This is a genomic window from Planctomyces sp. SH-PL62 (assembly GCF_001610895.1).
In the GTDB taxonomy this organism is placed as follows: domain Bacteria; phylum Planctomycetota; class Planctomycetia; order Isosphaerales; family Isosphaeraceae; genus Paludisphaera.
In genome coordinates, this window is the sequence record NZ_CP011273.1 from 1,233,746 (window position 1) to 1,252,452 (window position 18,707).

Sequence of the window (18,707 nt, forward strand, 5' to 3'; positions counted from 1 at the left end):
GCCGAGGGGGGCCGCGTTGCAACCGCCCCGACCCCCCGCTACACTGAACCCGGCGGGGCTAGGACAATTGTCACTTCCGGCGGGAGGCTCGGTGGATATGATCGCAATGAACGGGCGTCGGCGGTTCTCGCGGTGGCTCCCGGCGCTCCTGCTCGCGGCGGTCGCGGGGGGGGCGGCGGTCGGCCAGGAGGCGTCGGAAGCGGCGCTGCGCGACCGCGTGCTGCAACTCGTCGAGCGGCTGGGCGCGGACAAGCCGGAGGCTCGCGACGCGGCCGAGGCGGCGCTCGTGAAGCTCGGGGCGCGGGCCTTGCCCTTGCTCCCGGACCCGGCAGGCCTCCCGAAGGAGAGCGCCGATCGGCTCGCGAGGGTCCGCGAGTCGATCGGGAAGGACGGGCCGGGCGACGACCCGACGAAGCCCTCTCGGGTGACGCTCAAGGCGAAGGGGATCCGCCTCAGCGACGCCCTTCTGCAGCTCCAGAAGCAGACCGGCAACCCGATCACCGACCTCCGCGAGCAGTACGGGGTCGAGGCGACGAACCCGTCGATCGACCTCGACCTGGACGGCGCGCCGTTCCTGGAGGCCCTCGACGAGGTCGCGCGGCGGGCCGACGTCGGGATCACCCCGTACACCGGCGACGGCTCGATCGGCATCATGGGGGGGCGAGCCGAGGCCGCCGCCGGAGCCGCCGCGACGACCTCGACGCCGTTGCAGTACGTCGGGCCCTTCCGGGTGACCCTCCGGCAGTTCACGGCGATGCGCGATTTCCAGACGGGGGCGGCGTCCGCCAACGCGGCCCTCGAGATCGCCTGGGAGCCACGAATCCGCCCGATGCTGATGGCGATCAAGGCCGATCAGGTGGAGGTCCGAGACGACCAGGGCCGCACGGTCAAGCCGCAGGTGGCGGCGGAGTCGAGCGACGTGGTGCTGCGACCCGAGAACCCGTCGGCCGACGTCAACGTGAACCTAGAGGCGCCCGATCGGTCGGCGATGAAGCTCGCGACCTTCCGCGTGAAGGCCGAGATGACCCTCCCCGCCGACGTGAAGACCTTCCGCTTCCCCAACCTCGCCGAGAAGAAGACCATCCAGCAAGGCGAGGTGGGAGTGACGCTCGAAGGGGTCGAGGTGGACGAGCAGGTCTGGAAGGTGGGGGTCGTCCTCAGCTATCCGGGCGAGGGGCCCGCGTTCGAGAGCTACCGCCAGGGGTTGTTCAACAACCGGCTCTGGCTCCAGAAGGCCGACGGCTCCAAATTCGAACAGAACGGCGGATTCTCGAACACCGGCAGCGACGGCGGCCGGTTGGGGTTCGAATACCTATTCGTCGACGCGCCCGGCAAGCCCGAGGACTACCAGCTCGTGTACGAGACGCCGAGCCGGGTCGTCACCGTCCCCGTCGAGTTTACGTTCCGGGACGTGCCGCTCCCCTGACCGGCGTCGCCCTGCGGGGGCGTGCTCGTCGGGTTCGGACGGTTGTTTGAAATTGTTCGTGGATGCGCGGAATCGAAAGGCGGGGGCCGCCTTGTCGTGGGATCCTTAAGAAGAATTGCGTTCGATGCTTGACTTTGTCGAATTGTGCGGGCATCGTGATCTCGTCGCCCGCACGCTCTCTCGCCGGGATTCGATGAAGATCCCTTGTCGTCAAGCATCGAGGCTCGCGAGGGCGTCGCCGAAGTCGTTCGACGCATCCTCGAGTCGCAACCCTGAAGAGGTGCCCTTTGACGCGAAATCACCTGGATTCCGACCGGGCGCGTTCCCGGAGGCCGAGGCGGCCGATCGCCTGCTCCCCTCGGACGGAACAGCTGGAGGACCGCAGGCTCATGGCGGGCCTTCTCCCCAGGGCGACCTCCCTCCTGACGCCCGCGATCCTGGGCGACGGCGACGCCCAGGTCCAGAGGATGTCGTCCTCGCTGGCGAGCCTCGTCTACGCCTCCCGGACGGCGCCCGCCGGCGTGAGCCCGGCCCAGGTCATCGATTCGTCGCGGCTCCCGCTCATCCGGGATGCGCAGGGGCGGGTCGCCGTGTCGGTGACGGCCCGGGACGTCGGCCGCCTGACGCCCGAGCTGCAACGGCTCGGATTCCAGGTGACGGCGTCGCTGCCGGCGCTTCATTTGGTCGAAGGCTTCCTGCCGCTCGCCTCGATCCTCGACGCGACGACGCTCGCCGCCTCCGGGCTCCTGGGCCTCTCGGCCATCGCCCGTCCTCAGACGGGCGCCGGCGCCGTGACGAGCCAGGCCGATTTCGTGCTCGAAGCCGACCGCGTCCGCAACACGCTCCCCGCCGGCCTCACCGGGGCCGGTGTGAAGGTGGGGGTGATCAGCGACAGCTTCAACCGCCTGGGGGGCTATGCGGCGGGGGTCGCCTCGGGCGACCTCCCGGCCGGCGTCCTGAACTACCTCGAAGGGCCGGCCGGCAGCTCCGACGAGGGGCGCGGCATGGCCGAACTGGTGCACGACCTGGCGCCCGGCTCGCCGCTCGCCTTCGGGTCGGCCTTCTACGGCCAGGCCCAGTTCGGCCAGCTGATCCGCGACCTGGCCAATCCGGCGGTCTTCGGCGCCTCGATCATCACCGACGACATCTTCTATTTCGAGGAGCCCCTTTTCCAGGACGGCCCGATCGCCCAGGCGATCAACGACGTGGTGGCCAACCGGGACGTCGCCTACTTCGCGCTCGCGGGGAACCTGGGGACCCAGGCGTATGAATCGACCTCCCCCAGCTTCGGAGCCGATCCCACGTACGGATCGGGCTTCCTCGACTTCAACCCCGGCGCGGGGGTGGACACGCGACAGCGGATCACGCTGGGCGCCGGTCAGGTGGTCTACCTGAACCTGCAGTGGGACCAGCCGTTCTACACGGTCGACGGCGTGACGACCGACCTGGACTTCTACCTGATCGATCCGGCCACCGGCGCCATCGTGGCTTCCTCCGCGGCGGACAATCCGGCGATCCAGACCCCCAGCGAACTGCTCGCGTTCCAGAACACCACCGGCGCGACCCGCTCTTACGACCTCCTCGTCTATAATTTCAGCGGCCCGAACCCCGGCCGCGTCAAGTGGGTGAACTACGGGGCCAACAACTACGGCGCGATCACGGTCGTCGACTTCCCCACCAACAGCGCGACTGCGAACCCGCACGCGTCGGCCGCGGGGCTCTCCGTCGGCGCGGCTCCGTTCTTCGACCAGTTGAACCCGGAGTCTTACACCTCGACGGGCCCGAACACGATCCTGTTCTCGCCCAACGGGACGCGACTGGCCGCCCCGGAGATCCGGGCGACCCCCGACGTCACCTCGATCGACGGGACGGACACGACCTTCTTCGGAAGCGACTTCGACGGCGACGGCCGGCCGAACTTCTTCGGCACGTCGGCCGCCGCGCCCCACGCCGCGGCCGTCGCGGCCCTGCTTCGCCAGTATCGGCCCGGCTTCACGGCCCAGCAGGTCTACGATCGCCTGACCTCGACCGCCGACGACATCGTCAGTTCCGGGATCGGTCGCGACGTCCGCACGGGCTACGGGCTGATCAACGCCTTCGACGCGATCTTCGGCGACCCGACGGCCGCCTCCCCCAGCGTCCTCGACGGCTTCGAATCCCGGGCCCTGGACGTCCACTGGGAGACGTACAACGACGGGGCCTCTCGCACGATCGTCACGTCGACCGGCGGGCCGGCCTCGGGCTCCTATCACCTCGTCATGGATTCGAGCCTCGGCTTCTTCTCCGGGCTCGGAGAATCCGTCCTGCACGTGAATCTGGCCGGTCGCAAGGGCGTGCAACTCGCCTTCCGCCAGAAGGAATCCGGGGACGGGGATCAGCCGATGCCCTCCTCGTTCAACGGCCGCGTGGACGCCGACGGCGTCGCCTTCTCCGTCGACGGGGTCAACTGGTATCGCCTCATCAGCCTCACCGGGGCGGACTCCACGTCGACCTATCAGGCCCGCACGTTCGACCTTTCAGGGATCGCCGCCGGCCTGGGGCTCACCCTCGGCGCCGACGTGCGGATCAAGTTCCAGCACTTTGATACGACCGGCGGCTTCGCCTTCGACGACGTGAAGGTGACGGCGATCTCGCAGGCGACGGCCCTGGTGGTCGACGACGGCACGGCCCAGCGCTCGCGGATCCGGTCGATCACGCTCGACGTCGCCGGCACGCTGGCGACGGTCCCGGCCTCGGCGTTCACCCTGACCCGGACCACCGACGGCGTGATCGTGCCGGTCGTGCCGTCGTTCGTCGTCCGTGGCGACGGGACCACCCGGATCGTCCTGACGTTCCAGGCGAGCGCCCTGCAAGGGGGCTCGCTGCCCGACGGCAGGTACTCGCTCCGGATCGACGGCGCGGCGATCCTCGACGACGCCGGGAACCCGATCGACGCCGCTCTGAACGGCGTGCGAGGGAGCGTCCGCACCCTCGCGTTCCATCGCTTCTTCGGCGATTCCAACGGCGACGGCCAGGTCGACGCCGTCGACTTCCTGGCGTTCCGGGCCGCGGCGCTCGGAGTCGATCCCACGTCCCCGTCCGCCTCGATCTTCGACGGCGACGGCGACGGCGACATCGACCTCGCGGATCAGACGGCCTTCACGGCCAACTTCCGCAAGCGACGCCTTTCCTGACCGGCGGGCGCGGCCCCGAGAAGCCTCGGGGCCGCGCGCCGGGCTTCGACCTGATTCCGTCTTCTTCCATCCAGGATCCACGCCCATGCGAACGCTTGGTGTTTCGGTCTTCGTCGTCGCCCTCCTGGCCGGTCTGCCCGCCGGGTCCGCCCGGGCCGACCTTTTCCTCTCGCTCCAGCCCTCGTCGTCGACGATCGACGTCGGCGAGATCGTCATGGTGGACGTGCTGCTGGGCCAGGAAGGAGCGGGGCCGCAGGTCGATGCGTCCAACCCGCTCCTCACCGCCGGAATCCGCCTCTCGTTCGGCGATCCCGCCGGCGTCCTCGGAACCGACCTGGGGACGATCGCCTACCTCCTGGATTGGGTCGCCGACGCGGCTTTCGAGAATCCTTCGACGATCACCCTCGGGCTGACCAGCCTGATGGGCTTCGACGACCTGACGACCCCGCTCCTGCTGGCCAGGCTGACGTTCACCGGACTGGCGGCGGGGACGACCACGCTTCAGGTGAAGGATCTGGACGACCAGTCCGCGGACTTCATCACGCTGATGGGGGACGTGCTGGATCCCACCAACGTCGGGGCCGCTCGCATCACCGTCCGCTCGTCCGGCGGGACCGTTCCGGAGCCCTCCTCGCTGGCGATGGGTTTGCTGGCGGCGGGAACGGCCGCCGCGATCGCCGCTCGGGAGCGTCGGGTCGCCCTGGCGTGACCCGGAGAGCCTGAGTCGGAATGGGAAAAGGGGTGGGGCGAGGGGGGGCGACTCGGGCCCCTCCCTCGCCCCGTCTCATTCGAACTTGGGCTTCTTGAACGCCTGGCGTTCGAGGCCGTATTTCTGCAACTTCTGGGTGACGCTCCGGCGCGAGAGGCCGCTGTGGCGGGCGCACCGGGCGACGTTGCCGTCGAATTCCGAGAGCACTCGGTGGAAGTATTCTCGCTCGACCTGGCCGACCAGTTCCTCGATGAGTTCCGGGAGCCGGACGTCGATGTCGATGAGCGAGGGGCTGGCGTGGGGGGCGTCGGGGGTGCGGGGGGCGATCGTCTCGGGGAGGAGGTCGCGATGGATCACCGGGCCTTCGGCCATGGCCGCCGCGGCCTTGATCGCGTTCTCCAGCTCCCGGATGTTGCCCGGCCAATGGTGATTCAGGAGCGCCTGCATCGCGGCCGAGTCGATCTCGGTGATCGGGTTGGCGGCGGACGCATGCTTCTCGACGAAGTGCATCGCCAGCAGCGCGACGTCCTCCTTGCGTTCGCGCAGCGGGGGCATGTCGATGAGGACGACCTTCAGGCGATAGTACAGGTCGGCGCGGAAGCGGCCGGCCTTCACCTCGTCCTCCAGCCTCTTGTGCGTGGCGGCGACGATGCGGACGTCGACCTTGATCGGCTCCACGCCGCCGACGCGCTCCAGCGTCCCGGTCTGGAGGACGCGGAGGAGCTTGACCTGCATGGCCGGGGAGATGTCGCCGATCTCGTCCAGCAGCAGGGTGCCGCCGTCGGCCTTCTCGAACCGGCCGATCTTCCGCTTCTCGGCGCCGGTGAACGCCCCGCGCTCGTGGCCGAACAGCTCGCTTTCCAGGAGCGAGTCGTTCAGCACCGCGCAGTTCAGGGCGACGAATTTCCCCTTGCGCCGGGTGTTGACGGCGTGGAGGGCCTGGGCGACCAGCTCCTTGCCGGTGCCGGTCTCGCCGTGGATCAGGACGGTGGAATCGACCTGGCCGACGTGCTGGATCAGGTCGAAGATCCGCCGCATCTTGGCGCTCTGCGAGACCATCGTGTGGAAGCTGTAGGTCCCCCGGAGCTGGTTGCGGAGCTGCGCCAGACGATCGACCAGATGCCGCCGCTCCAGGGTCCGCTCGACCACCAGGCGGAGGTGCTCGGCGTCGTAGGGCTTGCGCAGGAAGTCGTCGGCCCCGGCCTTCATGGTCTGGAGGGCCTCCGACGTGTCGCCGTAGGCGGTGACGACGACGACCCCCACCGGCACGCGCCGCTCGCGGAGGGTCGAGAGCAGCTCGAAGCCGCTCATGTCGGGCATTTTGAGGTCGGTGACGACCAGGTGGAAGACCTGGTCGCGGAGCATCTCCAGCGCGGTGGCGCCGTCATACGCCGCTTCGATCTCGTACCCCTCGGGCTCGAGGATCTGCCGCAGGTGGTCGCAGCTCAGCTTCTGGTCGTCGACCGTGAGGATCCGGCGTTTCATGGCTCCATCCTTCCGCCGTAGTCGTCGTCGTGTGCTGATTCCATGCAGGACGGAACGGTCCTCGTCCATTTTTGCCGCTAGTGGTCCGATTTGGGAAGGTCCGACCCCGCCTTTGGATCGTTTTTCGGCGTCTCCGCGGGGGGCGGCTCCTGAACGCGGGAGTCGATGGTGCGATCGGGCGTCGGCGGCTCGGGTGGGACGGGCGAGGGGCGAGACTCGCCGGGGCGGGGGGCGGTGCGGATCTTGACCTCCAGCGTCTCCTCGCCTCGAACGACGGCGAGGGTCAGCTCGCGGCCCACCGGCGCGAGGTCGATCGCCCGCTGGAGCGCGAGGGCGTCGCGGACCTTGCGGCCGTCGACGGCCGTGATGCGGTCTCCCGCCTCCAGGCGGGCGAGCGCGGCCGGGCTGTCCATCGCCACCCCGGTCACGACGGCCCCTCCCAGGGTCGGCGAGAAGTCTCCCGGAAGCCGTCGCGCGGGGGCGAGCTGGACCCCGAGATAACTCCTCGGCCGTCCCCCGCCGTCGCCGAACGCGGCGACCGCCGCGCGGATGTGGTCGGAGGTGATCGCCGTCGGGAAGGTTCCAAGGTGCCGGACGTCGGCCGTCGGCCCTTCGCCGGGGAGGCTGATTCCCACCACGCGTCCGTCGTGGTCCACCAGCGGGCCGCCCGCGGTCTCGACCGTGACGAGGGCGTCGATCGCGAAGGGGGCGACTTCGAAGTCCGCCTCGTCGCGCGAGCGGACGGAGGCGACGATCCCCGACGAGGCGAGGAGCCGGCCTGTCGCCGAGCGTCCCAGGGCGAGGATCTCGTCACCGAGTTGCAGGGCGGTCGAGCCGCCCAGATTCGCGGCGGCGAGCCCCGGCGCCGCCGGATCGATCTGGAGGACGACGAGCTTCGTGGCCGGGTCGGCGAGGAAGATTCGTCGGGCCGGCCGGATCGAGCCGTCAGGGAGGACGACCTCGATTCGCTGGTCGCCGAAGGTCGCCTCGCCGGTCGTCGCGACGAGCCCCCGGGCTGCGTCGACCACCACGCCGGAACTGGAGAGGGGCTCGCGGAAGCCGTGCCGCGTCGATCGCACCGAGACGACCGAGGCCTCGACCGCGGCGGTCGCCCCCCGGATCGCCGCGGCTCGCGAGTTCGTCGCCTCCTGCGCCGGGGCGGCTTCCGGCGAGGCGGCCAGGGTTGCCAGGACGATCAGCCCGCGACCGAGACGACGGCTCGACATGATGGGGCCTCCGAGACGGGCTTCGCGACGCCGAAGCGGCTCGCACCCCGCGCCCGTCTCGTCGATCCTAACGTCGTGCGGCGGGCGGTCGCAATCGATCGGCCTCCGCACGAGCTTCGACGGATCGTCATCGGATCGGCGCCCGGTCGCGCGGCCGGGGCTCGGGCTTCGCGGGATCGGCGGCCTTTGCGTTCGGTTTGTCCTTCTCGGGGCGGTTCTCCAGCTTCTCCTCGACGGACTGGCGGAGGACGGCGGGGCTGACGAAGGGGAGGGCCTTGGTGCGACGGCCCCCCTTGAGGGCGACGACGACGGGCTTGGCCTGGGGGTCGTTGGGAGCCAGGGTGACGGTCTTCTTCTCCTCGGCGGCGTCGCCCTCGTGGGTGATCGTCTCCAGGGTCAGGCGGGTGGTCGGCTTCGCGGGGTCGGTGGCGATGGGCATGATCCGGACGGTGTAGTCTCCGTCGAAACCGCGCGGGCAGACGTAGATCTCCTCCGGTCGGCGCCCCAATCCGTTCTTGATGAGCGCCCCGCCGAAGACGGATCGGGGCATGGCGTAGGCGACCGTCGCTCCCAGGGGCTCCTCGACGACGAGGTCGTAGTCGGCGTCGCCGTCCCAGGTCAAACGGATGTAGACGTCGCGGGCCTCGGCGGCGGGGAGGGAGGCCAGGAGCGTCTCGGCCTCGTCGGCGCGGCCTTCCTCGGTCAGCGTCTTGGCGAGGATCTCGGCCTGCTTGCGGCTCTCGGTCCGGAAGTACTCGTCCTGCCCGGGCCAGCCGAGGGAGAGGAGCTTGTCGATCGACTCGGCCATCCGCTTGGGGTCGCGGGTCTTCTGGGCCAGGTTGATCGACATGGCGAGCGGCTCGGAGCGATGGGGGACCTTCTCGGCGGCCTCGTCGAGCAGGGGGCCGACGCGGTCGGTGAAGCCCTTGAGCAGCAGCTTGTCGGCGGCGCTGACGAGGTGGTTGGGGTTGTGCGAGCGCTGGGCGAGATCGGCGGCGTAGTTGAGGGCGGTCTTCATGTCCTCGGGCTTGCCGCCGTTCATCTCGATGGCCAGGGCGAGGGCCTCGTACATCCAGAACTCGGCGTTCTTGGGCCGCTGCTGGAGGTAGCCGAGGATGGCGGCGTGGACCTCGCGGGCCTTGCCGCTGCGGTTCAGCAGGCGGACGGTCTCATGGAGCTCGTCGGCCGTCTCGTCATGCTTGCGGAAATATTCGGACCAGAAGGCGTAGGGGTCGCCGCCGGGGGTGGGCTTGGCGTTCGAGGGCTCGCCGGTGATGGGGATGAGACCCTCGCGGGCCGCGCGGCCGGTGGGGGCGGGGCGGACCCTGGGATCGGCACCGGTCGAGCCGGCTTTCGGCGTTTGATTCTTCTCTAGAACGCCGGCGGGATCAGCCGGTTTGCGACCGGACTGATCCCGCGGGACGTCGTTGGAAGGACGATCAGCGGCACCCCTGAGTGGGGTCAGTTGCTTTTTTTTTGCATCAGCGCGCTGGCGGGGTCGTCCTGGGCCGGAGTCGCGGGGATGGACATCATGCCCATACCGCCGCCCATGCCGCCGCCCATGCCGCCGCCCATGCCGCCCATGCCGCCGCCCATGCCGCCCATGCCGCCGCCCATGCCGCCGCCCATGCCGCCCATACCGCCGCCCATGCCGCCGCCCATGCCGCCGCCGCCGCCGCCCATGATGAGGGAGATCGGGATGAGGGCGAGGTCGGCGACGGGGTAGACGCGGATCTCGGTCTGCTGGTCTTCGGACTCCTGCGACGTGATCATCAGGAAGCCGTCCTTGACCGTGTAGGTCAGGCCGATCTGGCGAAGCATCAGGCGGAGCGTGGTCTTGAGCGGGACGCCGTCGAGGTCGATCGAGACCGGGGAGGTCACGGTCTTGTCGGCTTCATTGAGGCCGATCGGATCGACGTAGATCGGGATGCCGCTGTCGGCCGGGGTCTGGGTGGCCTGCTTGACGTACTTGAGGACGTCTTCCAGCGGGGTTTCGTTGGGGAAGTTCATCGCCAGGGGCTCGTCGAGCTTGGCGAGGATCTGCTTGGTCTTGGGGTCGCGGTCGAAGACGTCGACGGCCTTGCCGTAGCGGGCGATCCGGCGCTCGGAGAGCGAGCGGAAGAGCCGGGCGTCGGGGTATTCGATGATCTTGTCGTCGGGGAAGGGGACCGCGGCGCGGGCGACGTCTTGCATCGTCAGCATGAAGCGGTATTCCTTCAGCTCCTCGAACTGCCGCTCCTGGGAGAGGAAGCCCATGGTGGTGGAGACGAACATGCCGGCGTAGGGGGCCGGGTTCTCGTCGCTGTAGGGGAGCGTCCCCTTGTGCATCAGCGCCCTGGCGTGCTGCGAGAGGAGCCGGGCGTCGTAGAAGGGGGCGGTGGCCAGGGCGATGTTCCCCATGCCGCCGTTGTAGAGGGTGTTGTAGACCCCCTCGCCCATCAGCGTGTCGAACTGCTCCATCATCGCCTTGATGGTCTCCTGGTTGGAGACCAGCTGCGACAGGCCGCGGTTGCGCTGCTCGGCGGCCGACTCGACCCGCTGGCGCTCGATCCGCTCGGCGACGATGCGTTCCTCGTCGCGGATGGTCGAGAGGTACTGGGCCTGGATGCGGCGGTCGAGGTCGTTGCGGACGGACTCGGGGACGTTCGAGGCCGACCGGACGACGTTCTGGGTCAGGCGGAGGGCGTCGAGGGCGGCTTCGGGCTGGCCGTTGCGGACCATCTCGCGGGCCGCGCTCAGGCGCTGCTCGACGTCGCTGGTGAGCTGCTGGCGGGCGATGGCGTCGTACCGTTCCGACTCCTCGAGCGTCGCCCGATTGTTGGGGCCGGCGTCCGGCGGGGCGGGGGGCGTGGGCTGCGCGGCCTCGGCGCCGGGGCCGGAGGCGGCGACGCCGGGGGCCGGCGGGGCGGGCTCCTGCAGGGCCACCTTCAGCAGCCGTTCCTGCGCCGCCCGGGCTTCGTCGAGGCCCTTGGTCGCGTCGGCGTTGCCGGGGTCGATCTCCAGCGCCTTCTGGAAGAAGGACTGCGCCATCCCGCCGGCGCCCTGCGCCAGCGCTTGCCGCCCGAGATCCGTCAGTTGGTCGGAAAGCGGCGGGGCATCGTCGCCGCGCGATGCGGCCCCGGACAGCAATACGCCGCCCAGGGTCAGCAGCCCGGCACCTTTCCACAGTCTCGCGGTTCGGGACATGATCGATGCTCTCCAGCAGAAGGGATCACCGGCGCCATGACCGGTCTGGGCGCTAGGTGTTTACTCATCGCATTTGACGGAATCGCCGATGGCGCGGCGGAAGGCCGTCGCCGGGCGATCCGGATTGAACTCTGGCCGGCCCGACCGGGATGGACGCGGGGCTCGTCGGCCCCGCGGCCGATCGCAGACCTTGGGCGTTGCTGATCCTAGGCGGTTCCTCGTATTCCCATGAGGCGGTTCGATGCTGGCTTCGTTCGGCTCGTCGTCAACCATTATGCCACACGGTTTCCGGCGCGGCCAAACCGGGGGCGGCGAATGGTCCCCGGGCCTCGCGCGACCTGCGTCCCAACAAGACGAACGGCCTCCCGCGTTTCTTCGATCCCCCGGCCGATTTCCGGACGAGACGCCCCTTGGCGGCCCATTTTGACAAGCCGGCGGTCCCGTCCTACTAAATTGACATCCGGCGAGGATGGGACCGAGCCGGTCGCCGCCCTCCCGAACCGAGCATCGCCGTCCTCGAGGGCGGCCGGAGGTTTCCCGATGAGCGATATCCAGGACGACCCCAAGCCGGGCGAGGCGAAGTTCGACTTCTCGGCCTTCCCGCCCAACACGGTTTTCCACGAGCGACGGCTCGGCAGGGAGCGGCGCGGCCCGTTCCGGGCTCGCGGCGCCGCCGACGCCCCGGCCGAACCGCGCCCCCCCGGCCCGCCGAGCGCCGGGAGAAGAAGGAACGTCGTAAGCGCATCGACCCCACGACGTTCGAGAAGCAGTACACCGACGATGAACTCGAATTCATGAACGCGATGCAGCGATTCAAGGAACTCGCCGGCAAGTCGTTCCCATCCTATGGCGAGGTGATCAAGGTCGCCGTCGGCCTCGGCTATCGCAAGTCCGTCGACGATTCGCCGCCTCCCGTCTTCGACGAGGAGGCCAGCCTCCTCCTGTTCTCCCGGATGGAACAGGACGCCTGAGCCCGCCCCCGACAGGGTCGGCGCCCTCGACTTCGAAACGACCGACGCGGCGGACGCCGGGGAGATCCCTCGACGGCCGCCGCGTGTTCGTTCCTAGGGATGCAACCCGTCGGCGAATTCTCAGCGGGTCGCGGCGGTCGTGTGCGAGGCCGTAACCAGGGCCGGCCCGGTCAGGACGTTCACCCAGGCGCTGAGGGCCTCGCGGGTCAGGCGGACGGCCCGGTTCACGTCGGGCGTCACGATAGGCTCGGAGCTGACCAGGGTCGCGACGGCCGGTTCCTCCGGGGCGAACACGTCCGCCGGCAGCATCGCCAGGCCGGTCTCCTCGGCGACGGGGGCCGCATGGGCCTCGGTCCGGGGCTGGGGAGTCGCCGCGAACGCCTCGGGGGCGGGGGCCGACTCGTCGATGAGCGGGGCCGCGAAATACAGGTCGGCGCTCTGTTCCATCGCTTCGAAGCCGGGAAGCAGGGCCGGTTCCGCAACGATCGAGGCGGGGGCTTCCGCGAAGATCGCCTCGGGGAGCGTCGAGGGCGTCGGCTCGACGATCGCCACCGACTCGGCTTCCGCGACGGGGGCGAGGTCGGCCTTGAGGGTGAAGTCGTCGTCGAAGTAGAGGTTCTCCGAGGACTCAAGGGCGGCGAAGGCCAGGGCCAGGCTTTCCCGGGCCTCGGCCTCGCGGAGTCCCTCGGCGAAGGTCTCGACCAGCCGCGTCCCGGCGGCGCCGAAGCGATCCCACGCCAGCCGGGCCAACTCGTCGGGCCGGACGACGGGGGCGACGAACGCGTCCGGCGCGGGGGCCGTCGCCGCGACGACCGGGGCGGGAATCTTCGTCGCGACCAGATAGTCGTCGAGCTTGGGGAGGGGGAACGGGACCGCCGACGCGACGACCTGCGAGGAGGTCCGTCCGGCGAGCATCTCGGCGCGGTGGCGGGGGGAGGTCGGATGCGGGAGCGCGATCGTCGCAACCCGAGGCGCGACCGCCGGCTCGACCGCCCGGTGGCGACGGGCGAGGCGGGCGGCGCGAGCCCGCTCCATCTCCGCCGCGAGCAGGTCATGGATCACGACGTACTGCTTCTCCTCCCCCCGCCGGACGTCCATCTCAGCGAGCCGGGCGTTCATCCACTTCTGCGTGGTGTCGACCCAGCCTTCAATCTTGGGCCAGGCGGGAAGACCCAGCCCCAATCCCGCCACCAGACTGACCAAGACAAGCCGCAGCGTCATCGGTCTATCTCCGGATCGTGTCGGATTCATCGTGTTCCGCTCTTCCATGCCAGTTCGGATGCAAGCGAGTGGGGTTTCCTCTTGGCTTCTTGTTAAACAGTATCGACGGGGCTCCTCGGTTGCTTTACGGAGTATCGAGAAAATGAGTGCTTTGGGAGTCGTGCGGCCTTCTTGATGAACAGGGGGTTGGGGTTGTCAGGGTGGTTGGGTTGGTCGCCTTCCGGTTTGGCGGGAGGGATTGCGCCCGGGTTCGCGTGGTCAAGACGGGCGGAACGCTCTAAGATTGGCCCCATTCGCGTGTTCGAAAATCTTCCCCGGCGGGGCCGGGGGCGTCGTGGAGTGCGTAAGACATGGGCAAGGCGGTCCTGGTCACCGGGGCGGGGGGGTTCATCGGCAGCCATTTGACGGAACGCCTGGTGCGTCTGGGACATCGCGTCCGCGCGCTGGTGCGTTACAACGGCCGGGACGATCGGGGCCATCTCGACGACCTGCCGCGGGACGTGCAGTCCGAGATCGAGGTGCATCGGGGCGATTTGAAGGACTCCGACGCCGTTTTCCGGGCCGTCGAGGGCCGCGAGCAGGTGTTCCACCTCGGTGCCCTGATCGCGATCCCGTACTCGTACCAGAACCCGTACGACGTGGTTCAGACCAACGTCAACGGCACCGCGCACGTCCTGGACGCCTGCCGGCGGTCGACGACGCTGGAGCGGGTGGTGCTGACCTCGACTTCGGAGGTCTACGGCACGGCCCGGTACGTGCCGATCGACGAGAAGCACCCTCTGTGCGGGCAGTCGCCCTACGCGGCGACCAAGATCGCCTCGGACGCACTCGGCGAGAGCTATTTCCGCTCGTTCGAGACCCCGGTCTCGGTCCTCCGGCCGTTCAACACGTTCGGCCCCCGCCAGTCGGCCCGCGCGATCATCCCCACGATCATCAGCCAGGCGCTGAGCCGTCCCGTGGTGAAGCTCGGCCGGCTCGACCCCCGTCGCGACCTGACCTACGTCAAGGACACCGCCGAGGCGTTCGTGGCGGTCGCCTCGTGCGACGCGGCCCTCGGCCGGGTGGTGAACGTGGGGAGGGGCTCGGACGTGAGCATCGGCGACCTCGTCGAGAAGATCGGCGCGATCCTCGGCCGGACCCTGGAGGTCGAGACCCAATCGGACCGTCTCCGCCCCGCCGCCAGCGAGGTCGAGCGGCTGCTCGCCGGTACCGCGCTGGCGCAGCAGCTCTGGGACTGGCGGCCCCGCTACAGCCTGGAAGACGGCCTGGCCGAGACCGTGGACTGGATCCGCGACCACCTCGACCGCTTCCGCCCCGACGTCTACACGACCTGAACTCGAAGCCGGAACGTCCCCATTCCAACACCGTAGATTATGGATCGAGCCCGACGATGATCGACTGGACCCCGCTCGCCGACCTGGTGGAGAAGTACGACCGGTTCCTGCTGACGACCCACATCCGCCCCGACGGCGACGCGCTCGGATCCGAGGTCGGCATGGCGGGCCTGCTCCGCCAGAAGGGGAAGGACGTCCGGGTCGTGAACACCAGCCGGACCCCGCCGCGGTACGACTACCTCGACCCGGACGGCACGTTCTTCGAGCATTTCAGCAGCCTCCCCGCCGGCAGCCTCGACGATCGCGAGGTCGCGGTGATCCTCGACTTGTCCGCGTGGTCGCAGCTCGGCGACATGGCCGATTTCTTCCGGGGCTTCCGGGGGCCGAAGGTCGTCGTCGACCACCACGTCAGCCAGGACGACCTGGGGGCCGTCTTCCTCAAGGACACGTCGGCCGAGGCGGCCGGGACGCTCGTCATGCGGGCGATCAAGGCGCTCGGCGGCTCGTTCACGAAGGAGGTCGCCACCGGCCTGTTCACGGCGATCGCCATGGACACCGGCTGGTTCCGCCACCCCAACACCAAGCCCTCGACGCTGCTCGCCGCGTCCGAGCTGATCGAGGCCGGCGCGGAGATCGATCGGATCTACCGCGACCTGTTCGAGCGGAACACCCTGGCGGGCCTGCGGCTGACGGGCGAGTTCCTCGCCGGGATGAAGACCGACCTCGACGGCCGCGTCGCCTACTCCACCGTCTCGCTCGAGGACCTGGAGCGGACCGGGTCGATCCCGTCCGACACCGAAGACCTGGTCGACTACACGGTGAGCCTGCGCGGGGTCGAGATCGGCCTGCTCCTGATCGAACTCCCGCATGGGGGAGTGAAGGGCTCGCTGCGGTCTCGCGCCGGGGCCGATTGCGCCCGGATCGCCGCCGAGTTCGGGGGCGGCGGGCACAAGGCGGCCGCCGGGTTGAGCCTCCCCGGCCCGCTCCCGGTGGCCGTCGACCGCGTCCTCGCCGCCGTCCGCAAGGCTCTTGATCCGACCTCGGTGGGCGCGTAAGGATAGACCTCGGAATCGCGAGCGCCGCGGGCACGCTCCCTCGGCGTCCGTCGCCTCGATCCCGGTCTCCGGCGACCCGCTCTCGCCCAGACCCGCCTCCGACCGCCGGACGCCGCCGGGCTCCTTCCTCCACGAGGAGGGCCGACGAGCGTCCGCCCCCGCCTCCACGCCGCACGCGACCCCCCACCTTGTTGAGGCCCCCCGCATGAATCGACGCGATTTCCACCGTCTGGGGACGAGGTTCCTGGGCGCGCTGGTCAAGCTGACGGTCGCCGTGCCTGCGGCCGCCTTCCTCCTCAACCCATTGCGAAGGACCGGTAAGGCCGCGGACGCCGACGCGTTCGAGGGCCTGGTCCCGCTCAGCCGGCTCAAGGTCGGCGTCCCCCAGTCGTTCGGCATCGTCCGCGATCAGGTCGACGCCTGGGTCAAATACCCGCAAGAGCCGGCCGGCTCGGTCTGGCTGGTGCGCCAGCCCGAAGGGGTCGAGCCCGCCGTGATCGCCTACTCCGCGGAGTGTCCCCACCTGGGTTGCGCGATCAACCTCATGGGCGACGGCAAGAGCTTCATCTGCCCGTGCCACACCAGCGCCTTCGACCTGGAGGGGAAGCCTTTGAATCACGTCCCGCCGCGACCCATGGACCGGCTCGACGTCGAGCTGAGCCGGGACGACGACCCCGAGGTCCGCGTCCGCTTCCAGCGTTTCCGGACTCTGGCCGAGGAGCAGATCCCCCTTGCGTAACACCCTCGTCGACTGGATCCAGGACCGCACCGGCCTCTACGGCCCCTTGCGGTCGATGCGGGACGAGCCCCTCCCCGCCGGCCCCCGCTGGGGGTACGTCTGCGGCTCCGCCCTCCTCGCCATCCTGCTCATCCAGGCCTTCACCGGCCTGATGATGATGACGGCCTACAGCGCCTCGTCGTCGACCGCGTGGGGGAGCGTCTTCTACATCGAGAAGCAGATGTGGATGGGCTGGTTCATCCGGGGCCTCCACCACTTCGGCGCCCAGACCGTCATGGTCCTTTTGGGCGTCCACCTGTTGCAGGTCCTCTTCGCCGCCGCCTACCGCGCGCCGCGCGAGGTCAACTGGTGGATGGGCCTCATTCTTATGACGCTTATCCTGGCGTTCAGCCATACCGGCTATCAACTTCCCTGGGACCAGAAGGGCTACTGGGCCACCAAGGTCGTCACCAACATCATGGGGGGCGCGCCGGTCCTCGGTCCGTACGTCAAGACGGCGGTCGTGGGTGGGGCGGAGTACGGCAATCAGACCGTGACCCGGTTCTACGGCCTGCACGTCGGCATCCTCCCCGTGCTCCTGGCCGTCGTCCTGGGCGCCCACCTGGCGCTTCGTTACCGGCACGGCCTGAAGCCCCCCGCGAATGCGACCGCACCCCCCGCCGGGACCCCCCTGGCCACCTACTTCCCCGACCAGACGTTTCGCAACTCCCTGATCGTCACGGCGATCCTGGGCGTGATGGTCGGCCTGGTCCTCTGGGAAGGGGGGGCGCCGCTCGACGCCCCGGCCGACCCGTCCAGCTCGGACTATCCCGCGCGGCCGGAGTGGTTCTTCCGGTTCCTTTTCCAGATGCTCAAGCTGTTTCCGGGCCGCCTGGAGTGGGTGGGGTCGATCGCCATCCCCGGGGCGCTGATGACCACGCTGGCCCTGCTGCCGCTCCTGGACAAGATCCTGCCCTCGAAGCCGCTCCACTTCCTGGTCTGCTCGGGGGTCTTCGCCCTGGCCGGCGGCGCCGGCTACCTGACGATCGAGTCGTTCCGCGAGGACATGGCGAGCGAGTCGTTCCGCGAGGCTCGCGAGAAGGCCGATGCGGCCACCGATCGCGCGCTCTACCTGGCGGCGCATCCCGACTTCGGCGTGCCTCCCGAAGGGGCGAGCTATCTGATGCGGCTCGACCCGCTCACGCGAGGCTCGGCGCTGCTCGAGAAAAACTGCCTGGGCTGCCATCGCCTGGGAGGCGAGGGGGAGGGGGACCAGTCGGCACCCGACCTGAAGGGCTTCGGCTCGTACGCCTGGGTCCGGGGCCTGCTGGAGAAGCCCGACGCTGACGCCTATTTCGGCAAGACGCCCGAATGCGACGGCATGACCGAGTGGAAGAACGCGTCGAAGCTCGACGCCAAGCAGCTCGATCAGGTGGCCGAATTCGTGGCGACGTTCGCCGCGATCCCCGCCGACCAGACCGTCGACGAGTGGCTCAACACGCCGGGCGTCGTCGACCACCCCGGCAACGACCTCTTCGTCAAGGAATGCGGCTCCTGCCACATGATCGACGGCTACACCGAGGGAGGGATGCGAGACGCCCCCGACCTGTTCGCCTGGGGGTCGCCCCGCTGGATGAACAAGATGATCCGCAAGCCGGGGGCGGCGGACCTCTACGGCTTCCTCGAGGAGAAGCAGCGGATGCCCGCCGCGACTCCCGAGAATCTGAACGAATCCGACCTGAGCATGATCGTCCGCTATCTCAAGGACGACTACCTCAAGCCTGAAGCCAGTTCCGCCGCGCGGCCCTGAACCGCCTCGCGGGACGCGCCGGTCCTCGGCGCGTCCCGCTGCTTGCTTTCGAAATCCAGCTCGTCGAGGCGTCATCCGGTCGGGACGGCCTCGCCGGGCCCGCGTGCGCCGAGAGCCTCGGGTTCCCATATCGTCGCCCGGCTCGGAATCCGGCCGCGAGGCGTCTGATGCACTCGGGCTCATCTGAACACCGGGGGGACGGGATTCCGGATACCCCGCTTCCCCTCGGCAAAGCGAGCCCTCAAATTCAACGTAATCCGGCGGTTTCCCTGGAAATTCGCTTGATATCGGGGTGGTGGGACGGATAGACTCCACCGGCCTTGAACGCTCGGCCCACGGAGGGGAACGCAGAGTTCGGACAGGCGATCGACCCCTCTCCATCCGGCCCACCCG

The 18,707-nt window shown here is 69.4% G+C and carries 13 protein-coding genes; 8 read left to right on the forward strand and 5 right to left on the reverse strand.

Going from position 1 to position 18,707, the window contains the following annotated elements; translation table 11 throughout:
• Positions 1-97 precede the first annotated feature (97 nt).
• The 3 genes from VT85_RS04805 to VT85_RS04815 all read left to right on the forward strand — a co-directional run bounded on the left by VT85_RS04805 (position 98) and on the right by VT85_RS04815 (position 5,308).
• On the forward strand, positions 98-1,426 hold the full coding sequence (locus VT85_RS04805) for a hypothetical protein (RefSeq protein ID WP_197491093.1): 1,329 nt from the start codon (positions 98-100) through the stop codon (positions 1,424-1,426).
• A gap of 389 nt (positions 1,427-1,815) precedes the next feature.
• Positions 1,816-4,599 carry a S8 family peptidase gene (locus tag VT85_RS04810; protein ID WP_068411291.1) on the forward strand — a complete coding sequence of 928 codons (2,784 nt, stop codon included), beginning with the start codon at positions 1,816-1,818 and terminating at the stop codon, positions 4,597-4,599.
• Between the two features lie 85 nt (positions 4,600-4,684).
• Positions 4,685-5,308 carry a PEP-CTERM sorting domain-containing protein gene (locus VT85_RS04815; RefSeq protein WP_068411293.1) on the forward strand — a complete coding sequence of 208 codons (624 nt, stop codon included), beginning with the start codon at positions 4,685-4,687 and terminating at the stop codon, positions 5,306-5,308.
• Positions 5,309-5,383: 75 nt separating this feature from the next.
• Here VT85_RS04815 and VT85_RS04820 read toward each other — a convergent pair whose 3' ends face one another.
• From VT85_RS04820 to VT85_RS04840, 4 genes are all read right to left on the reverse strand, one after another.
• Entirely contained in the window at positions 5,384-6,793 is a 1,410-nt protein-coding gene (locus VT85_RS04820) for a sigma-54-dependent transcriptional regulator (protein WP_068411299.1), read from the reverse strand.
• A 77-nt stretch (positions 6,794-6,870) separates the two neighbouring features.
• Positions 6,871-8,019, reverse strand: coding sequence for a S1C family serine protease (locus VT85_RS04825; RefSeq protein ID WP_156512677.1), 1,149 nt, complete (start codon positions 8,017-8,019; stop codon positions 6,871-6,873).
• Between the two features lie 127 nt (positions 8,020-8,146).
• Positions 8,147-9,091 (reverse strand): hypothetical protein, encoded by a 945-nt coding sequence (locus VT85_RS04830; RefSeq protein ID WP_068411305.1) that lies wholly within the window; start codon positions 9,089-9,091, stop codon positions 8,147-8,149.
• A 389-nt stretch (positions 9,092-9,480) separates the two neighbouring features.
• A complete protein-coding gene (locus VT85_RS04840; protein ID WP_156512678.1) occupies positions 9,481-11,205 on the reverse strand; it encodes a hypothetical protein in 1,725 nt (574 codons plus the stop codon).
• 794 nt (positions 11,206-11,999) lie between these two features.
• On the opposite strand from VT85_RS04840, the gene VT85_RS27355 reads away from it, so the two are divergent.
• Entirely contained in the window at positions 12,000-12,176 is a 177-nt protein-coding gene (locus VT85_RS27355) for a hypothetical protein (RefSeq protein WP_156512679.1), read from the forward strand.
• A 120-nt stretch (positions 12,177-12,296) separates the two neighbouring features.
• Here the strand turns inward: VT85_RS27355 and VT85_RS04845 are convergent, their stop codons facing one another.
• On the reverse strand, positions 12,297-13,397 hold the full coding sequence (locus VT85_RS04845; protein WP_068411319.1) for a hypothetical protein: 1,101 nt from the start codon (positions 13,395-13,397) through the stop codon (positions 12,297-12,299).
• A 350-nt stretch (positions 13,398-13,747) separates the two neighbouring features.
• On the opposite strand from VT85_RS04845, the gene VT85_RS04850 reads away from it, so the two are divergent.
• The 4 genes from VT85_RS04850 (at position 13,748) to VT85_RS04865 (ending at position 18,314) form a co-directional block, all read left to right on the forward strand.
• A complete protein-coding gene (locus VT85_RS04850; protein WP_068411324.1) occupies positions 13,748-14,731 on the forward strand; it encodes a GDP-mannose 4,6-dehydratase in 984 nt (327 codons plus the stop codon).
• Positions 14,732-14,787: 56 nt separating this feature from the next.
• Positions 14,788-15,786 (forward strand): DHH family phosphoesterase, encoded by a 999-nt coding sequence (locus VT85_RS04855; RefSeq protein WP_068411327.1) that lies wholly within the window; start codon positions 14,788-14,790, stop codon positions 15,784-15,786.
• A 205-nt stretch (positions 15,787-15,991) separates the two neighbouring features.
• Positions 15,992-16,525: a ubiquinol-cytochrome c reductase iron-sulfur subunit gene (locus VT85_RS04860; RefSeq protein WP_068411332.1), complete on the forward strand. Its 534-nt coding sequence runs from the start codon at positions 15,992-15,994 to the stop codon at positions 16,523-16,525.
• Positions 16,518-18,314 (forward strand): cytochrome b N-terminal domain-containing protein, encoded by a 1,797-nt coding sequence (locus VT85_RS04865; protein ID WP_068411335.1) that lies wholly within the window; start codon positions 16,518-16,520, stop codon positions 18,312-18,314. Before VT85_RS04860 ends, VT85_RS04865 begins: the two co-directional genes overlap by 8 nt.
• The last annotated feature ends 393 nt before the right edge of the window (positions 18,315-18,707 follow it).

Excerpts from the sequence above, each read along its gene's own strand:
- VT85_RS04805 (WP_197491093.1), top strand. The coding sequence starts at position 98 with ATGATCGCAATGAACGGGCGTCGGCGGTTCTCGCGGTGGCTCCCGGCG.
- VT85_RS04810 (WP_068411291.1), top strand. The coding sequence starts at position 1,816 with ATGGCGGGCCTTCTCCCCAGGGCGACCTCCCTCCTGACGCCCGCGATC.
- VT85_RS04815 (WP_068411293.1), top strand. The coding sequence starts at position 4,685 with ATGCGAACGCTTGGTGTTTCGGTCTTCGTCGTCGCCCTCCTGGCCGGT.
- VT85_RS04820 (WP_068411299.1), bottom strand. The coding sequence starts at position 6,793 with ATGAAACGCCGGATCCTCACGGTCGACGACCAGAAGCTGAGCTGCGAC.
- VT85_RS04825 (WP_156512677.1), bottom strand. The coding sequence starts at position 8,019 with ATGTCGAGCCGTCGTCTCGGTCGCGGGCTGATCGTCCTGGCAACCCTG.
- VT85_RS04830 (WP_068411305.1), bottom strand. The coding sequence starts at position 9,091 with ATGTACGAGGCCCTCGCCCTGGCCATCGAGATGAACGGCGGCAAGCCC.
- VT85_RS04840 (WP_156512678.1), bottom strand. The coding sequence starts at position 11,205 with ATGTCCCGAACCGCGAGACTGTGGAAAGGTGCCGGGCTGCTGACCCTG.
- VT85_RS27355 (WP_156512679.1), top strand. The coding sequence starts at position 12,000 with ATGAACGCGATGCAGCGATTCAAGGAACTCGCCGGCAAGTCGTTCCCA.
- VT85_RS04845 (WP_068411319.1), bottom strand. The coding sequence starts at position 13,397 with ATGACGCTGCGGCTTGTCTTGGTCAGTCTGGTGGCGGGATTGGGGCTG.
- VT85_RS04850 (WP_068411324.1), top strand. The coding sequence starts at position 13,748 with ATGGGCAAGGCGGTCCTGGTCACCGGGGCGGGGGGGTTCATCGGCAGC.
- VT85_RS04855 (WP_068411327.1), top strand. The coding sequence starts at position 14,788 with ATGATCGACTGGACCCCGCTCGCCGACCTGGTGGAGAAGTACGACCGG.
- VT85_RS04860 (WP_068411332.1), top strand. The coding sequence starts at position 15,992 with ATGAATCGACGCGATTTCCACCGTCTGGGGACGAGGTTCCTGGGCGCG.